This window comes from Streptomyces sp. NPDC101237 (genome assembly GCF_044767465.1).
Lineage (GTDB): Bacteria > Actinomycetota > Actinomycetes > Streptomycetales > Streptomycetaceae > Streptomyces > Streptomyces gramineus.
This window is the reverse complement of record NZ_JBIWNY010000001.1, coordinates 501435-517595: the sequence shown is the minus strand read 5'-3', so window position 1 is coordinate 517595 and position 16161 is coordinate 501435. Positions and strand designations below refer to the sequence as shown.

At 71.6% G+C, this 16161-nt stretch carries 17 protein-coding genes and 1 tRNA gene; 10 read left to right on the top strand and 8 right to left on the bottom strand.

The annotated features are described in order from the left end of the window. Nucleotide 1 precedes the first annotated feature (1 nt). Both ACIRQ9_RS02435 and ACIRQ9_RS02430 read right to left on the bottom strand, forming a co-directional pair. Nucleotides 2–1861, bottom strand: coding sequence for an SIR2 family protein (locus tag ACIRQ9_RS02435; RefSeq protein ID WP_404166235.1), 1860 nt, complete (start codon nucleotides 1859–1861; stop codon nucleotides 2–4). 449 nt (nucleotides 1862–2310) lie between these two features. After that, nucleotides 2311–2384 (bottom strand) — tRNA-Gly (locus tag ACIRQ9_RS02430). Nucleotides 2385–2657: 273 nt separating this feature from the next. Here ACIRQ9_RS02430 and ACIRQ9_RS02425 point away from each other — a divergent pair. From ACIRQ9_RS02425 to ACIRQ9_RS02415, 3 genes are all read left to right on the top strand, one after another. Further along, entirely contained in the window at nucleotides 2658–2822 is a 165-nt protein-coding gene (locus tag ACIRQ9_RS02425) for a hypothetical protein (protein ID WP_351933626.1), read from the top strand. 75 nt (nucleotides 2823–2897) lie between these two features. Then, nucleotides 2898–3473, top strand: a complete 576-nt coding sequence (gene dcd / locus ACIRQ9_RS02420; protein WP_404166233.1) for a dCTP deaminase — start codon at nucleotides 2898–2900, stop codon at nucleotides 3471–3473. Nucleotides 3474–3483: 10 nt separating this feature from the next. Continuing rightward, entirely contained in the window at nucleotides 3484–3996 is a 513-nt protein-coding gene (locus tag ACIRQ9_RS02415) for a phosphoribosyltransferase (RefSeq protein ID WP_404166231.1), read from the top strand. A gap of 236 nt (nucleotides 3997–4232) precedes the next feature. Here ACIRQ9_RS02415 and ACIRQ9_RS02410 read toward each other — a convergent pair whose 3' ends face one another. The 3 genes from ACIRQ9_RS02410 to ACIRQ9_RS02400 form a co-directional block, all read right to left on the bottom strand. Continuing rightward, a complete protein-coding gene (locus tag ACIRQ9_RS02410; protein ID WP_404166230.1) occupies nucleotides 4233–4541 on the bottom strand; it encodes a hypothetical protein in 309 nt (102 codons plus the stop codon). A 452-nt stretch (nucleotides 4542–4993) separates the two neighbouring features. Next, nucleotides 4994–6019 (bottom strand): YIP1 family protein, encoded by a 1026-nt coding sequence (locus tag ACIRQ9_RS02405; protein ID WP_404166228.1) that lies wholly within the window; start codon nucleotides 6017–6019, stop codon nucleotides 4994–4996. A 50-nt stretch (nucleotides 6020–6069) separates the two neighbouring features. Beyond that, nucleotides 6070–7548: an FG-GAP-like repeat-containing protein gene (locus ACIRQ9_RS02400; RefSeq protein WP_404166226.1), complete on the bottom strand. Its 1479-nt coding sequence runs from the start codon at nucleotides 7546–7548 to the stop codon at nucleotides 6070–6072. Between the two features lie 222 nt (nucleotides 7549–7770). Here ACIRQ9_RS02400 and ACIRQ9_RS02395 point away from each other — a divergent pair, with 222 nt between their 5' ends. Further along, nucleotides 7771–8094, top strand: a complete 324-nt coding sequence (locus tag ACIRQ9_RS02395) for an antibiotic biosynthesis monooxygenase family protein (RefSeq protein ID WP_404166224.1) — start codon at nucleotides 7771–7773, stop codon at nucleotides 8092–8094. A 60-nt stretch (nucleotides 8095–8154) separates the two neighbouring features. Here ACIRQ9_RS02395 and ACIRQ9_RS02390 read toward each other — a convergent pair whose 3' ends face one another. Together ACIRQ9_RS02390 and sigJ are read right to left on the bottom strand one after the other, a co-directional pair. After that, complete coding sequence (locus ACIRQ9_RS02390; protein WP_404166222.1) at nucleotides 8155–9354, bottom strand: NAD(P)/FAD-dependent oxidoreductase; 1200 nt, start codon at nucleotides 9352–9354, stop codon at nucleotides 8155–8157. Nucleotides 9355–9458: 104 nt separating this feature from the next. After that, entirely contained in the window at nucleotides 9459–10403 is a 945-nt protein-coding gene (sigJ, locus tag ACIRQ9_RS02385; RefSeq protein ID WP_404166220.1) for an RNA polymerase sigma factor SigJ, read from the bottom strand. Between the two features lie 214 nt (nucleotides 10404–10617). On the opposite strand from sigJ, the gene ACIRQ9_RS02380 reads away from it, so the two are divergent. After that, nucleotides 10618–12759 carry a SpoIIE family protein phosphatase gene (locus ACIRQ9_RS02380; protein WP_404166218.1) on the top strand — a complete coding sequence of 714 codons (2142 nt, stop codon included), beginning with the start codon at nucleotides 10618–10620 and terminating at the stop codon, nucleotides 12757–12759. A gap of 100 nt (nucleotides 12760–12859) precedes the next feature. Here ACIRQ9_RS02380 and ACIRQ9_RS02375 read toward each other — a convergent pair whose 3' ends face one another. Continuing rightward, nucleotides 12860–13258, bottom strand: coding sequence for a hypothetical protein (locus ACIRQ9_RS02375; protein WP_404166216.1), 399 nt, complete (start codon nucleotides 13256–13258; stop codon nucleotides 12860–12862). Nucleotides 13259–13329: 71 nt separating this feature from the next. On the opposite strand from ACIRQ9_RS02375, the gene ACIRQ9_RS02370 reads away from it, so the two are divergent. The 5 genes from ACIRQ9_RS02370 to ACIRQ9_RS02350 all read left to right on the top strand — a co-directional run bounded on the left by ACIRQ9_RS02370 (nucleotide 13330) and on the right by ACIRQ9_RS02350 (nucleotide 16047). Next, nucleotides 13330–13593 (top strand): hypothetical protein, encoded by a 264-nt coding sequence (locus tag ACIRQ9_RS02370; RefSeq protein WP_404166214.1) that lies wholly within the window; start codon nucleotides 13330–13332, stop codon nucleotides 13591–13593. A gap of 118 nt (nucleotides 13594–13711) precedes the next feature. Continuing rightward, entirely contained in the window at nucleotides 13712–13870 is a 159-nt protein-coding gene (locus ACIRQ9_RS02365) for a TetR/AcrR family transcriptional regulator C-terminal domain-containing protein (RefSeq protein WP_404166212.1), read from the top strand. Nucleotides 13871–13942: 72 nt separating this feature from the next. Beyond that, entirely contained in the window at nucleotides 13943–14974 is a 1032-nt protein-coding gene (locus tag ACIRQ9_RS02360; RefSeq protein ID WP_404166210.1) for a 2-dehydropantoate 2-reductase, read from the top strand. A gap of 296 nt (nucleotides 14975–15270) precedes the next feature. Continuing rightward, nucleotides 15271–15609: a MerR family transcriptional regulator gene (locus tag ACIRQ9_RS02355; RefSeq protein WP_404166208.1), complete on the top strand. Its 339-nt coding sequence runs from the start codon at nucleotides 15271–15273 to the stop codon at nucleotides 15607–15609. Between the two features lie 234 nt (nucleotides 15610–15843). Beyond that, nucleotides 15844–16047, top strand: coding sequence for a cold-shock protein (locus ACIRQ9_RS02350; RefSeq protein ID WP_010032345.1), 204 nt, complete (start codon nucleotides 15844–15846; stop codon nucleotides 16045–16047). Nucleotides 16048–16161: the final 114 nt, after the last annotated feature.

Sequence of the window (16161 nt, the reverse complement as noted above, 5' to 3'; positions counted from 1 at the left end):
GCTACCACCGAGGGTTCTTCGTTTTCCACTCGACGAGGGCCATGTAGGCATCCTTCGCCCGTTGGAGATCGCCCTCGAATGCCCCTCCCTGAAGTAGGGGCCATGCAGGAGTCAGTTCCTGTTCGATGGCAGTGGCCAAGCCGTTTGTGTATCCCCAACTGGATTCGAGGAGGAACTCCCCCGCCCACGGATAGGCCCTGAATCCGGATCCCAAGTCGAGAGCCATCATGGATGCGAGGAACTCGAACCTGTTACAGGCGAACTCGTAGGCAGCGTCATCGGGTTCGACCGGCCGCAGAGCCTCTCGCGCATCTTGCCGAAGCAAGCGACTCTGCGGGTACTTGTAGGCAGTTCCATTGTCCGCCTTGAAGATCTCGTTGAGGAGATCATGGTTCAGTACCCTCCCGGGGTTGAGGTAGACGGCCGGCTTCTCAGGCTCTCTGTCTCCGAACACCGGGATCCACTTCGGCTGTGTCAGAAGACGTGCGATGTTCTCCTCGCGTCGAGCCAGGACGAAGGAAACTCCCATGGCCCAGGTGGTCAGTAGAGCCGGGTAGTGCCGCAGAGATTCCAGCGCGTCGTTGAACGAACCGGAGAAGCTATTGCGGATGCGGGCCAACCGATCCCGTCCGCGGAGCCAGACCCCATCGTGTGTGCCGTCATCGTGGAAGGCACCGTTGGCCAGCAAGTGCAGCAGGATGTCGCTGTCCGATCGATACTCCCCTAGCCGGTCCCTGTAGTCCACGCCGCCGAGCGGGCGGCGCTCGAACGTGGAGTTGCTTACGATCTGAGTGACGGCGTGATCTACGAGATCGAATACCTCGATGCGACGTACAGGGTCAGCAAGCGACCGCTTTAGACGTACGACAGCCATGTCCCGGCTGATGGGAGGCGTAGACATGTGGTCTAGTGCTTCGAGTCGCCGGAGCAAGTCCGTGAACAGTTCGTCCGCGGTCATTCCCTGGATGATCGCGGCTGAGTGCTGCGCCGTCAGCCCTTGCGCTGCGTTACCCAGAGGCCCGTACTGGGACCAGAACATCGGATAACGGCGCGAGCGCGTTCCTTCCACAGCACGGACGAGCGCTTTGTCCCAGTCGGCCGACCAACCGCACACGATCAGTCCGTACTCATCCAGGACACGGTCCAGGAGGTGTTGTTGGTCCTCGGGATAGGTGCCGAGTTCGTCCACAGTGTTGCGCTGATCGAGATCGGCGTAGTCGCCGTGCAGCTTGATGATCGTGACAGGGCTGTGCGCCAGCGGCTTGATGGCCTTTACCTGGTCCGGCCTGTGGATGATTTGGGGCGAGACGCCCACCTCTTGCAATGCATGTTCCATGAGCCGGTCGAAGTTCGTGGTCAGAATGACCCGAATACTGCCGCGCTTGACGAGTTTTGCGATCGCGCGATGCGCAGCAGTAGGCAGCTTGGCGCCGCCTTCCCCGTCGCTCGTTTCAGGCTCGAAGTAACCGGATAGCTGAGTCTGCCGGGCAGCGGAGGTGGGAGCGACTGCAGCCAAGAGCCCGGAATAGCTCAGAGCCTCTCCGAACTTCTCCTGCCACCAGCCCTCCGGATCCTCAGCAGCAGACCGGGCCGCATCCGGATCGTGAGGGGCATGCGCCGCAGCAACCTTGGCGACGAGGTCCTGGACGATGCCCCAGCCCGTCTTCACCCCGGACGCAAGGGACACTCCGGAGCCCAGCAGGAGTGCATATACCCCAGGACCAGCATGGACGTTGAGCGACAGAGCTACTGCCGGATCCATGACCTTTCCGGCGGGGATCGAGAGCGGAACCACGGCGGCTGCCCCACTTGCTGATGCAGTCTCAGATGTCATGAACTTGCGCTCCTTGGTACCGAGCACGGCACCCCCTCGGACGAGGGCGCCCCCTTCCAGCACGCACTCTACTTCAATTTCGTCAGAACGACGATAAGGACTCGTGGAGCCAACTTCGACGACCCGCACCCACCGCGGGTCGCACGCGGAGGCGAGGGTCTGCATTCCAGCGGTCCGACAGCGCGAACATCGAGGGCGAGAGCGTCGGCCGCTGACAACAGCGCACACCGCCCAGTTCGGTGCGCGAACTCGATGTTCGCGTAGGTGATTTGCAGGCCCTTATTCCAGGCGTGACACGGATCACTCGAAGTGCGTCTCGCGATTTGAGATGGCCGACCCTCTGGCGCCTCGAATCGCAACAAAGAGCCCTTCCGGAGAGCCCTTCCCCCTCGGCTTAGGGCACACGGAGGGCACGCAGCCCCCGAATTGGACTAGACAACAAACAAACCCCAGGCCGCTGACCTGGGGTTTCATTCTGGAGCGGGTGACGAGAATCGAACTCGCGCTCTCAGCTTGGGAAGCTGATGTTCTACCATTAAACTACACCCGCGCAAGACGCCGACGAGGCCGGTGTCCGAACGCTCGCTCACTGTACCTCATGACCGCGCCCCGGTGCTCCGACCGTGGGGTCCAGCCGTGTTTCACGGGGTGGGATACGGGTGCGGGCGACCGGAGTTGGGGCGTACGGTGGGGGCGCGAGAGAGGGGCCGGGCGGGCCGGAGTGCCGCCTGGAGAGCCGTCCCTTTGATCCCGTAATGTGGCTTTCCGTCGGTCACGGCAGTCAGCCCGACGCGGCTCCTGGGGAAGGGATTCAAGGGACTTGATGGAACGCACCGTCGTCCGCTGTGCCGAAGGGCACGTGTTCAGCACCACTTCGTTCCCGATGCAGCAGGCCGAGCGGCTCGGCCCCGGCCGGCTCGTCCGGTGTCCTCGGTGCGCCCGGCTGCGCAGTGTCGTGCCGGTCGCTCTGGAGAAGCAGCGGCAGTAGCGCCGCCGGCACCAGCACGGGCGCGCGGACTGTCGCGATTGTGGCCGGTCCGCGCGCCTTGCGTATCCTCGGGGCGTGCTTCTCTCAGACAAGGACATCCGGGCCGAGATCGACGCCGGGCGGGTACGGATCGATCCCTACGACGAAACCATGGTGCAGCCGTCGAGCATCGATGTGCGGCTGGACCGCCTCTTCCGGGTGTTCGAGAACCACCGGTACCCGCACATCGACCCCTCCGTCGAGCAGCCGGACCTGACCCGGCTGGTGGAGCCGGACGGCGACGAGCCGTTCATCCTGCACCCCGGGGAGTTCGTCCTCGCGTCGACGTACGAGGTCGTCTCGCTCCCCGACGACCTCGCCTCCCGGCTGGAGGGCAAGTCCTCGCTGGGACGGCTCGGGCTGGTCACGCACTCCACCGCCGGGTTCATCGACCCCGGGTTCAGCGGCCACGTGACCCTTGAGCTGTCCAATCTCGCGACCCTCCCCATCAAGCTGTGGCCGGGCATGAAGATCGGGCAGCTGTGCATGTTCCGGCTCTCCTCCCCCGCCGAGCACCCCTACGGCAGCGAGCGCTACGGCTCCCGGTACCAGGGGCAGCGCGGACCGACCCCGTCCCGCTCCTACCTCAGTTTCCATCGGACGCAGGTGTGAGGGACCGGTCATGAGCGATGACGTGCGGGAGGAACTCAGCTACGAGCGGTTCGGCGTCGCCGTGCGCGAGCTGGCGCAGACCATCGCCGACGACGGGTTCGAGCCCGACATAGTGCTGAGCATCGCCCGCGGTGGCGTGTTCGTCGCCGGCGGGCTCGCCTACGCGCTCGACTGCAAGAACCTGCACCTGGTGAACGTCGAGTTCTACACCGGGGTGGGCACGACCCTCGACATGCCGGTCATGCTGGCGCCCGTCCCCAACGCGATCGACTTCAGCGACAAGAAGGTGCTGATCACCGACGACGTCGCCGACACCGGCAAGACCCTGAAGCTGGTCCGCGACTTCTGCCTGGACACCGTCGCCGAGGTCCGCTCGGCCGTGATCTACGAGAAGCCCCAGTCGCTCGTGAAGTGCGAGTACGTGTGGAAGCGGACCGACAAGTGGATCAACTTCCCGTGGAGCGTCCTGCCGGTGGTGCGCAGGTCGGGCGAGCAGGTCACTCCGTCGAAGGAAGCACTCTGAGCCGGTGAAGGCGCGCCCCTCGCGGCAGACTTCGTCCCCTGTGGGGTCCCACCGTTCTGCGTGATCGCTGGTGTCGGTGACGGATGCGGCCCTCGCACCGTCCGAAGGCCCGGCCCGCCCGCGACGGACAGCTCCCGCCGGGTGAACTCTCCCGTCAGCATCGGCATCGCCTTGCCGATGGCGGCCCGGGGTGCGCACCGCGTCGCGCGGCGCGCACCCCGGGCCGCCGGGAGCGGTCAGCCGCTGACGGTGGTGGCGATCCAGCCGATGGTCTCGGCGGTGTGCCTGCCGTCGGCCAGAGCCCCGCCGCTGCCGACGAGTTCGTTGAGCCGGATCTTGAACCCCTTCACGGTGACGTCGTGGATGCGCACCCCCGGGGTGTCCGGACCGCGGAACGTCTGGACCTGCGTGAGGACGATGACTTGGGAGTTGGCCGGGAACGGGGTGGGGAACACGACCTGGGTGAAGGTCGAGGTGTCCCCGCCGGTGATCTCGCTGGCGTTGTTCGAGGACAGGTCGAGCCGTCCGCTCTGGGTCATGGACATATGTCGTTCTCCTCTTCGCTCGCTGGAGTGAGGGTTCGGTGGCGCTGGTCGCGAGGCCGCCCGCATCAGCCGGGTCCGTCGTCCTCGCTGATTTCCCTTCGGCACGCGGACCGCCCGGTGCCGCTCGCGGCCGTCGGGCTTCCGTGTGCACACCCAGTGCCCTTTCCGGTCCGCGCAACCGGCTCACCCCGCCGACCTGGGCGCTCGGTGGTGCCCGCCCGTCGCACGAGCGGACTCATGGCCCCTCCGGATCGCCCGCGCCCCACGGAGCGCTCATTTGGGTACGACGGCGCACGGGGACCGCTCCGCGGCTCCAGCGCGGTCGCGTGATCCGCGGAACCCACCGGTGCGCGCGGGAGCCCCCGGGCGGGGGATCCCGGCGGACGGGCGCAGGAACGAGGAAGGCCCCCGGCTGTCCGCCGGGGGCCTTCCTCGTGGGTGGACGCGTGGGGCTAGAACGTGCCCAGCTTCACGATCGACAGCAGGGCGATCAGCTGGATCGCCGAGGCGCCCAGGGCCTTCGGCCAGGGCAGGTCGTGGGACTTGCCGACCATCAGGGTCAGGAGCGCGCCCGCGGCGATCCAGGTGACCCAGCCCAGGATCTGCACGAAGCCCGCGTCGCCGCCGAAGAACATGGCGAAGAGCAGGCGGGGCGCGTCCGTGATCGACATGATCAGCATCGAGAGGCCGACCGTCGGCTGCCACGCGCCGTCGCCGCCCAGCTGACGGGCCAGCGTGTGGGTCACCACGCCCAGCACGAAGGCGGAGAGCACCATCGCGATCGCCGTCGTCAGCACGATCGGGATCGCGTTGGTGAGCGTGGCGCTGATCGCGTCCTCGCGGGCGCCGTCGAAGCCGAAGACCGCGAGCAGGCCGTAGAGGAAGGACACGACGAGGGCCGGGCCCCACATCGCGTAGTCCCGCATCTGCAGGAACGTCTGGTTCGGGGCGAGGACGATGCCCTTGAGCAGGTCCTTCCAGTGCAGCCGCGGGCCGATCGGTCCGGACGGCGCCGCCGAGCCGGCGTGGTAGGTCGCACCCTGCGTGTAGCCGCTCGCCTCGTCGACCGAGAAGGCCTGGGTGTGGCCCGGCTGGTTCGCCGCGTACGGGTCGGGAGCACCGGTGCCGTGACCGCCGTAGCCGTGGTCGTCACCGAAGTACTCCGGGCCGTCGCCGCCCGGTCTCGGGTGGCCGCCGCGCGCCTGGGCCTGCGGCCAGCCGCCGCCCCCGCCGTGCTGCGGGTACGGCTGCGAAGCCGGCGGGTACCCGTACGACGGGCCCGCCGGCTGTCCGCCGAAGCTCTGCGGCGGTGCCTGCTGTCCGTACGCGGGTTGTTGCGGTCGCGTGTGCGGGGCTCGGTCGTCCCGGCCGCCGCGTCCGATCCTGAATCCAGCCACGTCTTCGAACGTACCTGGTCCCGGAGACCGGTGTGGCGGGCTCGGGCACCCGAGCCCGCCATTGCCGCAGAGCTGTGACATCCCCTAAGGGAACCCCCTGCGGGGATCAGGGCCGATCAGAGACGGGCCGGTCAGTCGGCGAGGACCGCGCCGAGCTGCGGGGTGCCGGTCGTGGAGACGCCCAGTCCGCCCGGGGAGAGGGCCCGGGAGCCGGTGGCGGTGATCTTCGAGCCGTTGGATGGCAGGTAGGTCAGCGCGCCGTCGCCGCCGTTCTCGTACGAGCCGACGACCAGGTCGGCTCTGCCGTCGCCGGTGACGTCGTCGAGCTTGACGTCGGCGCCGAAGAGGTCGCCCTTCTCGTCGTCGCCGGGGACGCCCGCCGTGCTCTGCGCGAAGGACTGGGCGCCGGAGGCCAGGTCGATGCCGGTCTTCGAGCCGTAGAGGACGGTGACCTGGCCGGTGTCGGCGTTGCTGCCGATGTCCTCGTACGGGCTGGAGATGGCGAGGTCGGCGTAGCCGTCGCCGTTGACGTCCCCGAGGTCGATCTCCCAGCCGAAGTTGTCGCCCTTCTCGGAGGTGCCGGGGACGTTGGAGGTGTTCTGGTTGAACATGGTGGCCTTGGCCGGGCCGGAGGCGCTGCCGTAGGTGATGGCGACCCGGCCGCCGGTGGCGGAGTCCGGGAAGACGGTCCCGCCGCTGCCGGCGTCCCAGGGGGCGCCGCTGACGATGTCGCCGAAGCCGTCGCCGTTGATGTCGGCGATGCCGGTGACGATGCCGCTCTTCAGCGTCTTGGCGCCGGTCACGGTCACGCCCTTGGCGGTGCCCGGCAGCCAGTAGTTGGTGTTCCAGTGCTTGCTGGTCTTCGTCTCGTACCCGTCGACGACGAGGTCGGTGCGGCCGTCGCCGTTGACGTCACCGGCGGTGAGCTTCATCGGGCCGTACGGGTTGGAGCCGGCGCCCGGCTCGATCGGCGGCTTGACGGTGTACCGGCCGCCGGGCGTGCCGCTCGCGGAGAAGCCGCCCTTGAACACCCACACGGTGGCGGCGGAGGAGCCGACGGCGAGGTCGGCCCTGCCGTCGCCGTCGAAGTCGCCGGCGGCGAGCTGCAGGCCCCAGAAGTCGTGGCTGCTCGGCGAGGGGTCCTTGATGTCGACGCCCTTGCCGGTGAGGCCGCTCCTGGATCCCCACAGGAGGGTGACGCTGCCGCCGTCGGTGTCGCTGCCGACCTTCTCCGACGGGGCGCCGACGGCGAGGTCGTCGTAGCCGTCGCCGTTGAAGTCGGCGTACGCCAGGGCCTCGCCGAAGCTGTCGCCGGCCTCGGCGGTGCCGGGGACGCCGGCGCTGTTCTGGCTGAGGGTGGTGCGCTTGGCGGCGGTGATGCCGGAGGCGGAGCCGTACAGGGCGACGACCTGGCCGGCGCCCTTGTGACCGCTGACGTAGGCGGTGGTGGCCGAGGTGGCGATGTCGCCGATGCCGTCGCCGTTGAAGTCGGCGCGCGCGACCTTGAAGGAGTCGGCGGCCGTGGCCGAGGCGGCGGAGAAGGTGAGCAGACCGCCTGTCAGCGCGGCCGCGGTGGCCGTCGCGAGGGCGAGTCGCGGGAACGTGTGCATGCGGGTCGTCTCCTGCGGCATGCGGGGGCCGGCCGCCTCCCGGCGGTCGGCCGCAGTCAATGGTGTCCAGCGATCAGGAGACCCGCGCCGGTGATCAAGGGTTGTACGAGAGCGCGGTAAATCCTGGCGGCCGGCGTGCCCCCGCCCCACTCGGCGTCACGGTGCCCGCGCGGGTCCCGGTCGCTCACGCTCTCCTGATCATCGCTGCGGCAGGATGAGGCCATGAGCGTAGTGAAGATCAACGTGCTGACCGTGCCCGCCGAGCAGCGGGAGGTGCTGGAGAAGCGGTTCGCGTCGCGGGCGCACGCCGTGGAGGACTCGGACGGGTTCGAGTGGTTCGAGCTGCTGCGGCCCGTAGAGGGGACCGAGCAGTACCTCGTGTACACGCGGTGGCGGGACGAGGAGGCCTTCCAGGCGTGGATGGAGGGTCCGATGAAGTCGGCGCACCAGGGTGGTGCGCAGGGCGAGCGGTCGAAGCCGGCGGCTTCCGGGTCGACGCTGTGGTCCTTCGACGTGGTGCAGTCGACGGGGCCCAAGGGCGCGTAGCGCGGGAGGTGTCGTGCGGGTGCACGGCCCGCCGAGGCGGCGGGCCGTGTGCGACCCGGGTCAGGCCGGGGTGGCCGCCTCCGGGGCGGTGCGGGCCCGGTCCGGCAGGACGCGGCGGGCGCGGGCCGGGAGGGCGAAGGTCGGGTTGGCCACGGCCCAGGCGGCGCCCCTGCAGATCAGTTCCTTGTAGAGCGCGGCGGTGCGTCCGGTCAGGACGGCCGCCACGGCACGGTCGTCGGCGGTGACGTACTGGATCAGGCCCTGCCCGCGGCCCAGCGAGATGCACTGGTTGAAGTAGCGCAGCGGCACCTTCGGCGGCTTGGCGCCGGTCAGGCGGGCGGCGAGGGCGTCGGCGGCCAGCCATGCCATCGGGGCGCCGGTCGCGCACGACATCCGCAGCGGCTTGTCGCCGGGGCCCGTCGCCAGTGCGGCGTCGCCGACGGCGTACACGTCCGGGTGCGAGACCGACCGCATGGTGGCGTCGACCACGATCCGGCCGGAGCCGGTGACCTCCAGCGTGCCGGTGCCGGCGACCGGGCGGGCGGTGAAGCCGGTGGTCCACACCGTGACCGCGGCGGGCAGCGTACGGCCGTCGGCGGTGGTGACGTGGTCGGCCGTCACGGCGGTCACCTCGGTGTGCTCGTGCACGGTGACGCCGAGCCCGTCGAGGACCTTTCGCAGGTGCCGGCGGCCCCTGTCGGAGAGCCAGGCGCCGAGGGCGCCGCGGGCGGCGAGCGCGACGGCCAGGTCCGGGCGGGCCTCGGCGATCTCGGTGACGGCCTCCAGGCCGGTCGGTCCGCCGCCGGCCACGAGCACGGGCTGTCCGGCCGGCAGGGCGGCGAGCCGTTCGCGCAGCCGGAGCGCGCCGGGGCGGCCGGCGATCTGGTGGGCGTGCTCGGCGACGCCGGGGACGCCCTGGTCGTCCCAGGCGCTGCCGAGGGCGTAGACGAGGGTGTCGTACTCCAGGACCTGGGCGCGCTCCCGCGGGTCGACGGTGGTGACCGTCCTGCGGTCGGCGTCCACGGCGGTGACCCTGGCGAGCCTCACCTGGACGCCGGTGTCCGCGAACATCCCGGCGAGCGGCCGGGGCCTGAGGTCCTGGCCGGCCGCCAGCTGGTGCATCCGGACGCGTTCGACGAAGTCCGGTTCGGCGTTGACGAGGGTGATGGCGACGTCGTCGCGGTGCAGGCGCCTGGCGAGGCGGCCGGCGGCGAGGGCTCCGGAGTATCCGGCGCCGAGGACGACGATGCGGTGCTGCATGTCCGTGCTCCTGTCGAAAGGCGGCGAGTCGAGCGGTTCGCCCCTTGAACCGGACGGCCCGCCGATTCCTGACGGGAACGCGGAGTGAAGCGGCTCACACGGGGTCAGAAGAGCCGCAGCAGCGGTTCGCCGTGGTCGCCGGCCGCCCACTGCCGGGTCGCGCGGTCGAGCTTGTCGGGGTTGACCTGGTTGCGGAGCGCGGCGATGCCGTCGGCGGTGATCTCCAGGCACATGACGCCGAAGACCCGGCCGTCGACGACCGCGACCAGGGCGGGGCCGTCGTTGGCGGTCGCGGCGTACAGCTCGACCGGGCCGCCGGCCAGCGCCCGCTGGGCCGGGCCCGGCCTGAACAGGCCCCGCAGGAAGGTCGCGACCGCGACCGCGCCCTCGAACGCCTTGGCGCGGGCCGGCACCTTGCCGCCGCCGTCGCCGACCGCGACCGCGTCCGCGGTGAGCAGCCGGACCAGCGGCTCGGTCCGGCCGCTGGTGGCGGCCGCGAGGAACTCCTCGATGATCCGGCGGGCGGCGGCCTCGCCGACCTCGGCGCGCGTCCTGCCGTCGGCGACGTGCCGCCTGGCGCGGTGGAACGTCTGCTGGCTGGCGGCCTCGGTGATGTCGAGGATCCGGGCGATCTCCCGGTGCGGGTAGTCGAAGGCCGCCCGCAGCACGTACACCGCGCGCTCGCCGGGCGTGAGCCGCTCCAGCAGGATCAGGACGGCGTACGACACGGACTCGCGCCGTTCCGCGGTGTCGGCGGGGCCGAGCATCGGGTCCCCGGCGAGCAGCGGCTCGGGAAGCCACTGGCCGACGTAGGTCTCGCGGCGGGCGCGGGCCGAGGTGAGCTGGTTGAGGCACAGGTTGGTGAGCACCTTCGTCAGCCAGGCCTCGGGGACCTCGATACGGCCGGTGTCGGCGGCCTGCCAGCGCAGATACGTCTCCTGCACGGCGTCCTCGGCCTCGCTCGCGGAGCCGAGCAGCCGGTAGGCGATGGCGGCCAGCCGGGGCCTCGCCGCCTCGAACCGGTCCACCGCGCTCATGGTCTGGGCCATGGCCCGGATCCTAGGCCCTGTCCCGCGGCCGGGCTCCGGCGCGCGGCGCGGCGGCGGAGCGGCCGGGGGCCACGGCCGGTGTTGCGGCAGCGCGGTGGATGCGTATTTCCTTGAATGGGTGGTATGCGTCACGCACCGTCGGGGGCGGACATCGGGGGTGGCGGGAGGCGGTACGGCGCGTACCGTCCGCGGCACTCGACCGGAGGACGAGGTCATGCGGCACCGTGCCCGGCCCAGGGGTGGTTTCCCGGTCGGGGACGCCCTGGGCGGGGCGCTGGCCCGTGCGGTGCGCCGGACGGGAGCGACGATCGGCGGGGTGTACCTCATCGAGGAGCGGGCCGAGCTGCTGCGCCTGGTGTCGCTGTGCGGGCTGCCCGTCGACTTCACCGCGCCCTGGCAGCGGCTGGCGCTGACCGCTCCCGTGCCGGTCGCGGACGCGATCCGGGAGCACCGCCTGGTGTGGGTCGGCGGGCAGGACGAGATGGCCCGCCGCTATCCGCGGATGGCGGCCGTCCTGCCGTACCCGTTCGCGCTCGCCGCGGCGCCGTTGCGCGGGGCGCGGTGCTGCTGGGGCGGGCTGGTGCTGATGTGGCCCGCCGGGCATCCGCCCCGCGCCACCGCCCGCGAACGGCAGCACGTCATCGCGAGCGCGCGCCGGCTGGCCCGGGTCCTGGACGACGCGCCGGGGCCGCTGGTCCTGCCCGACCGGCCCGGCGTCGTCCCCGTGGCGGCACCGGGCCTTCCCGCCCGGACCGGGCCGAGTGCCGCCGCCGACTATCTGGACCGGCTTCCGGAGGGCGCCCTCGCGCTCGATCTGGAGGGCCGCGTCACGTTCGTCTCCGCGGCCGCCGCCCGGCTGCTGGGCCGGGACCCGGACGGGCTGCTGGGCACCCGGCCCTGGCAGTCCCTGCCGTGGCTGGACGACCTGCGGTACGAGGAGCGGTACCGCATGGCGGTGGTCAGCCGCACTCCCGTGTCCTTCAGCGCGCGCCGCCCGCCAAACCGGTGGCTGACCTTCCACCTGCACCCGGACCACCGCGGCATCAGCGTGCGCGTGGTCCCCGGCGAGCAGGCCGCCGCTGCGCCGCCCGCCGCCGGCGAACCGGCCCCGGCCACGCCGGGCCGGCTGTTCCAGCTGGTCCACCAGGCGGTGGCGCTCACCGAGACGGTCACCACGCAGGACCTCGTGGAGCTGATCGCGGACCAGATCCTGCCCGCGTTCGGCGCGCAGGGGCTGCTGCTCAGCATCGCCGAGGCGGGCCGTCTGCGGATCGCCGGCCGGCACGGCTACCCCGCCGACCTCGCCGAACGCCTCGACGCGCTCCCCCTCGACACCGACCTCACGCCGGCCGGCCGGGCCCTGGCCACCGGCGTCCCGGCCTACTTCGGCAGCCCCGCCGAACTCACCCGCAGCCATCCCAGGGCCCCGCTGATCAGCGGAAAGCAGGCGTGGGCCGTCCTGCCCCTGCTGATCTCGGGACGTCCGGTGGGCTGCTGCATCCTGTCGTACGACCGTCCGCACACCTTCACCGCCGACGAGCGGGCCGTCCTGAGCCCGCTGGCCGGGCTGCTGGCCCAGGCGCTGGACCGGGCGCGCGTGTACGACACCCAGCACCACCTGGTGCACCAGCTCCAGCAGGCGCTGCTGCCCCGCGGCCTGCCCGAGCTGCCCGGTCTCGACGTCGCCGCCCGCTACCTGCCGGCCGGGCACGGCATCGACGTGGGCGGCGACTTCTACGACCTGCTCCGCCTGGACGCCACCACCGCGGCGGCCGTCATCGGTGACGTGGAGGGGCACAGCATGGCGGCCGCCGCGCTGATGGGGCAGGTCCGCACGGCCATCCACGCCCACACCACCAGCGGAGCCGCCCCGGACCAGGTCGTCGCCCGCACCAACCGGCTGCTCACCGATCTCTCCTCGGAGCTCCTGGTGACCTGCCTCTACGTCCACCTGGACCTGATGAGCCGGGAGCTGACCCTGGCCAGCGCCGGTCACGCGCCGCCGCTGTTGCGCACCGGGCCCGGCCGGGCCCACTCCCTCGACATCGAGCCGGGGCCGCCGCTGGGCGTGGACGCGGACGCCCGCTACCCGGTCACCCGGGCCGCGCTCCCGGCCGGTGCGGTCCTCGCCCTCTACACGGACGGACTGATCGAACATCCGGGTTGCGACGTCGTGCGTGCCACCGCCGGTCTGACCGCCCACCTCGCCCATGCCCGCGTCCACGACCTGGAGGGGCTCATCGACAGCCTCGTCCGGCACACCTGGCCCGACGGCGGCCACACCGACGACGTGGCGGTGCTCCTGCTGCGGACGGCGGGGGCGGCGGAACCCGGGGCGGGCGGCCGCGGACGGTAGGCCGGGGCGGTCGCGGGACCGTGAGCGGCGGGGCGGTCGCCGGACCGTGAGCGGCGGGGGCGGTCCCGGTGGAGCGGCCGGCGGTCCCCCGATCCGGTGCTCAGCGCACCGGCGGAGCGTCCCCGCGCAGGGTGTCGGTGACGGCGGAGACGACCGCGGAGCAGACGAAGGCGCCCACCGCCACCAGCACCACCCCGACCATGAACAGCCCGTCGCCGTCGCCCGACCAGTCGACGAAGGCGGCCAGTGCCAGTCCGGCGGTCGTGCCGGCCACGGCCGCCGCGCTGTGCCCGCGGGCCGTCGCCCAGGCGACGGCGACCAGCAGGGTCAGCACGAGCCCGCCGATCTGCCAGCCCTCGTAGGGTCCGCTCACCGATCCGTCGGGCCGCACGTCGTACCGCTGGTCCCAGCCCAGCCAGGCGGCCCAGGCCGCCACGGCCACCGCGGCGGGCGCGAGCGCGGGCAGCGCTCCTCGAAGAACGGGCTTGTGAGGTCTCATGCGTCCAGCGTCGTTCGCGGCCCGGACGCCGGACAGAGTGCGGATACTCAGACCGGCCCGAGTACGTCGGCATGAGCACCACGGGGCTCTACCGGTACGTCCGCGACCGCGAGGAACTGGAGCGGCTCGTCGTGGAGCTGGTCCTGGGCGCCGTGGACACCGGGGCGCCGGACCCCGCCGCCGGGTGGCGCGAGCGGATCACCGTCATGGTGCGGCGCATGCGCGACGCCGTGGGCGCCCACCCCGCGGTGGTCCACCCCGCGCTGGTCCCGCTGACCATCGCCCACCGGCACCACTCGCCCGGGGTGCTGCGGTGGTCCGAGGGGTACTGGTGATCCTCGGAAAGACGGGGACGGCGGGCGAGCGGCGGGTCGTCGCCTGCGCGCCCTGCTCAGCCAGCTCATCGGCGCCATCCAGCTGGAACACCTCGGCTCGCTGGCCGGAGCCGGGACGGTGGCCCTCTCCCAACTGCCGCCCGACGCGTTCCCGCACCTGGCCGCGGCCGCCCGCACCGCCCGCACCCTCGACGCCGACCAGGAGTTCCTGGGAGGCCTCGCCCTCCTGCTGGACGGCCTCGAAGGACGCACCGGCCCCGGCCCCGGCGGCCGTTGATCACGCGATCCGCCTGACGCGAGCGCCCCGTACGTGAGTACGGTTGCTCACCCGCCTTCCGCAGGAGCCCCCATGTCCTCCGCACCTCCCGTCTCCCCCCGGCCCGGACCCCGTTTCGCCGTCCTCGGCGCCGGTGCCGTCGGCTGCCACCTCGGCGGCCGGCTGAGCGCCGCCGGGTACGACGTGACACTCATCGGCAGACCCGCCGCCATGGACGTGCTGCGCGAGCGCGGGCTGACCCTCAGCACCTCCGCGCGGCCGCCCGTCCGGCTCGCCCCGGAGCGGCTGACCCTGGCCACCGGGCCGGAGGCGGCGGCCGGCGCCGACTACGTGCTGGTCACCGTGAAGACCGCCGGCACCGCGGCCGCCGCCGAGGGCCTCGCCCCGCATCTCGCCCCCGGCGCGGTCGTGGTCAGCTTCCAGAACGGGCTGCACAACCCGGCCACCCTGCGCGCCGCGCTCCCCGGCCGCACCGTGCTGGCCGGGATGGTGCCGTACAACGTGGTGCGGTCCGAGCCGGGCACGGTCCACCAGGGCATGCCCGGCACGCTGATGACCGAGCCCGACGACCGGCTCGTCGCCGCCCTCCGCGCGGCGCACCTGGCGGTGGCGGCCCGCACCGACATGTCCGAGGTGCAGCACGCCAAGCTGCTGCTGAACCTCAACAACGCGATCAACGCCCTGTCCGGGCTGCCGCTCCGCGACCAGCTGGGCGAGCGGGACTACCGCCGCTGCCTCGCCCTGTGCCAGCGGGAGGCCCTTGCCGCCTACCGGGCCGCCGGGGTCGCCCCGGCCCGCCTCGGCCCCACCGCGCCGGCCGTCACCCCCCACGTCCTCGGCCTGCCCGACGGGCTCTTCCGGCGGCTGGCGGGCGCGACCCTGCGGATCGACGCGCACGCCCGCTCGTCGATGTGGGAGGACCTGCAGCGCGGCCGGCCCACCGAGATCGACTCCCTCCAGGGCGAGATCGTCGCCCTGGCCGCCGCGCACGGACGGACCGCGCCCGCGAACGCCCGCCTGGTCGAGCTGGTCCACGCGGCGGAGGCCGCGCCGCGCACCTGGCGGGGCCCCGAGCTGCACGCCGAACTGCGCGCCGCCCGCTGAAGCCGGATCGGACGGACCACGCGAGGGCCGTGGCCGGGCTCCGCGGCGGCGACGCGGCGTCCGACGCCTCCGGTGCCGTCCGGGCGATAGGCCGAACGGAGCGATCACGCGCCGGGCGCCCCGCCGACCGGCCCTGAGGCGTTCCGGTGCGGCCACTCAAGGAAATCTGTCACGGCGGAACCACATCTCCAAGGCCGCCGGAGTTAGGGTTGCCATGCGACGCGGATGGCGCCGGGTCAACGGAGACCGGCGCCAGGCTGCCCGGGCCCCCGCCGCGTCCTCGAAACGAAGGTGTCATGCCCGCAGAGAACGCCCCGGTCGCCGACCACCTCGACGACGACGACTATCCCGCCTACACCATGGGACGAGCCGCCGCGGTTCTCGGCATCACCCCCGCTTTCCTGCGCTCCATCGGCGCGGCCGGGCTGATCGCTCCGCTGCGTTCGCGGGGAGGTCACCGCCGGTACTCCCGCCGTCAGCTGCGCATCGTCGCGCGCGCCCGGGAGCTGGTCGACCAGGGCACGCCCGTGGAGGCCGCGTGCCGCATCATCTCCCTCGAGAACCAGCTCGCGGACGCCCTCCGGCTGAACCGGGAGATCAGCCGGCGGCTCGGCGGGCACCGCACGGATATCTAGTCCCGCGGGTACAGAATTACCCCCGGCGGCGGCATCAGAATCGCCGTGCGGCACCGTAAACGCATGGCCGCTTACAGCCTGTCTGTGTTAGCGTGATAGCAGTTGCAGTTTTGGTTGCCAGAGAAATTCTTTTCTTTGTAAAGCTTTCCGGAATCATTCCGGAGGGGTGATCATCGCGGCGACTCGGCTTCGTGAAGTGCGGAGTCCGGCACTGCCCCTCAAGGGAGATTCAATATGGCATCTGGCACCGTGAAGTGGTTCAACGCGGAAAAGGGCTTCGGCTTCATCGAGCAGGAGGGTGGCGGCCCCGACGTCTTCGCCCACTACTCGAACATCGCCACTTCTGGCTTCCGCGAGCTTCAGGAAGGCCAGAAGGTGACCTTCGACGTCACGCAGGGCCAGAAGGGCCCGCAGGCCGAGAACATCGTTCCCGCCTGAAGCTGACGCGAACCGCTACGAACTGAGTTCGAGCGATTTCAGGCTGGGGCCCGCGCTCTTGGGGCGCGGGCCCCGGCTTTTCTCTTTTTTCTCCGGCTCATTCTTGTGATTCCT

Coding starts and splice junctions, on each gene's coding strand:
- ACIRQ9_RS02370 (WP_404166214.1), top strand. CDS start 13,330: ATGAGCACCACGGGGCTCTACCGGTACGTCCGCGACCGCGAGGAACTG.
- ACIRQ9_RS02380 (WP_404166218.1), top strand. CDS start 10,618: ATGCGGCACCGTGCCCGGCCCAGGGGTGGTTTCCCGGTCGGGGACGCC.
- ACIRQ9_RS02400 (WP_404166226.1), bottom strand. CDS start 7,548: ATGCACACGTTCCCGCGACTCGCCCTCGCGACGGCCACCGCGGCCGCG.
- ACIRQ9_RS02355 (WP_404166208.1), top strand. CDS start 15,271: ATGCCCGCAGAGAACGCCCCGGTCGCCGACCACCTCGACGACGACGAC.
- ACIRQ9_RS02395 (WP_404166224.1), top strand. CDS start 7,771: ATGAGCGTAGTGAAGATCAACGTGCTGACCGTGCCCGCCGAGCAGCGG.
- ACIRQ9_RS02415 (WP_404166231.1), top strand. CDS start 3,484: ATGAGCGATGACGTGCGGGAGGAACTCAGCTACGAGCGGTTCGGCGTC.
- ACIRQ9_RS02350 (WP_010032345.1), top strand. CDS start 15,844: ATGGCATCTGGCACCGTGAAGTGGTTCAACGCGGAAAAGGGCTTCGGC.
- ACIRQ9_RS02425 (WP_351933626.1), top strand. CDS start 2,658: ATGGAACGCACCGTCGTCCGCTGTGCCGAAGGGCACGTGTTCAGCACC.
- ACIRQ9_RS02405 (WP_404166228.1), bottom strand. CDS start 6,019: ATGTCACAGCTCTGCGGCAATGGCGGGCTCGGGTGCCCGAGCCCGCCA.
- sigJ (WP_404166220.1), bottom strand. CDS start 10,403: ATGGCCCAGACCATGAGCGCGGTGGACCGGTTCGAGGCGGCGAGGCCC.
- ACIRQ9_RS02410 (WP_404166230.1), bottom strand. CDS start 4,541: ATGTCCATGACCCAGAGCGGACGGCTCGACCTGTCCTCGAACAACGCC.
- ACIRQ9_RS02360 (WP_404166210.1), top strand. CDS start 13,943: ATGTCCTCCGCACCTCCCGTCTCCCCCCGGCCCGGACCCCGTTTCGCC.
- ACIRQ9_RS02375 (WP_404166216.1), bottom strand. CDS start 13,258: ATGAGACCTCACAAGCCCGTTCTTCGAGGAGCGCTGCCCGCGCTCGCG.
- ACIRQ9_RS02390 (WP_404166222.1), bottom strand. CDS start 9,354: ATGCAGCACCGCATCGTCGTCCTCGGCGCCGGATACTCCGGAGCCCTC.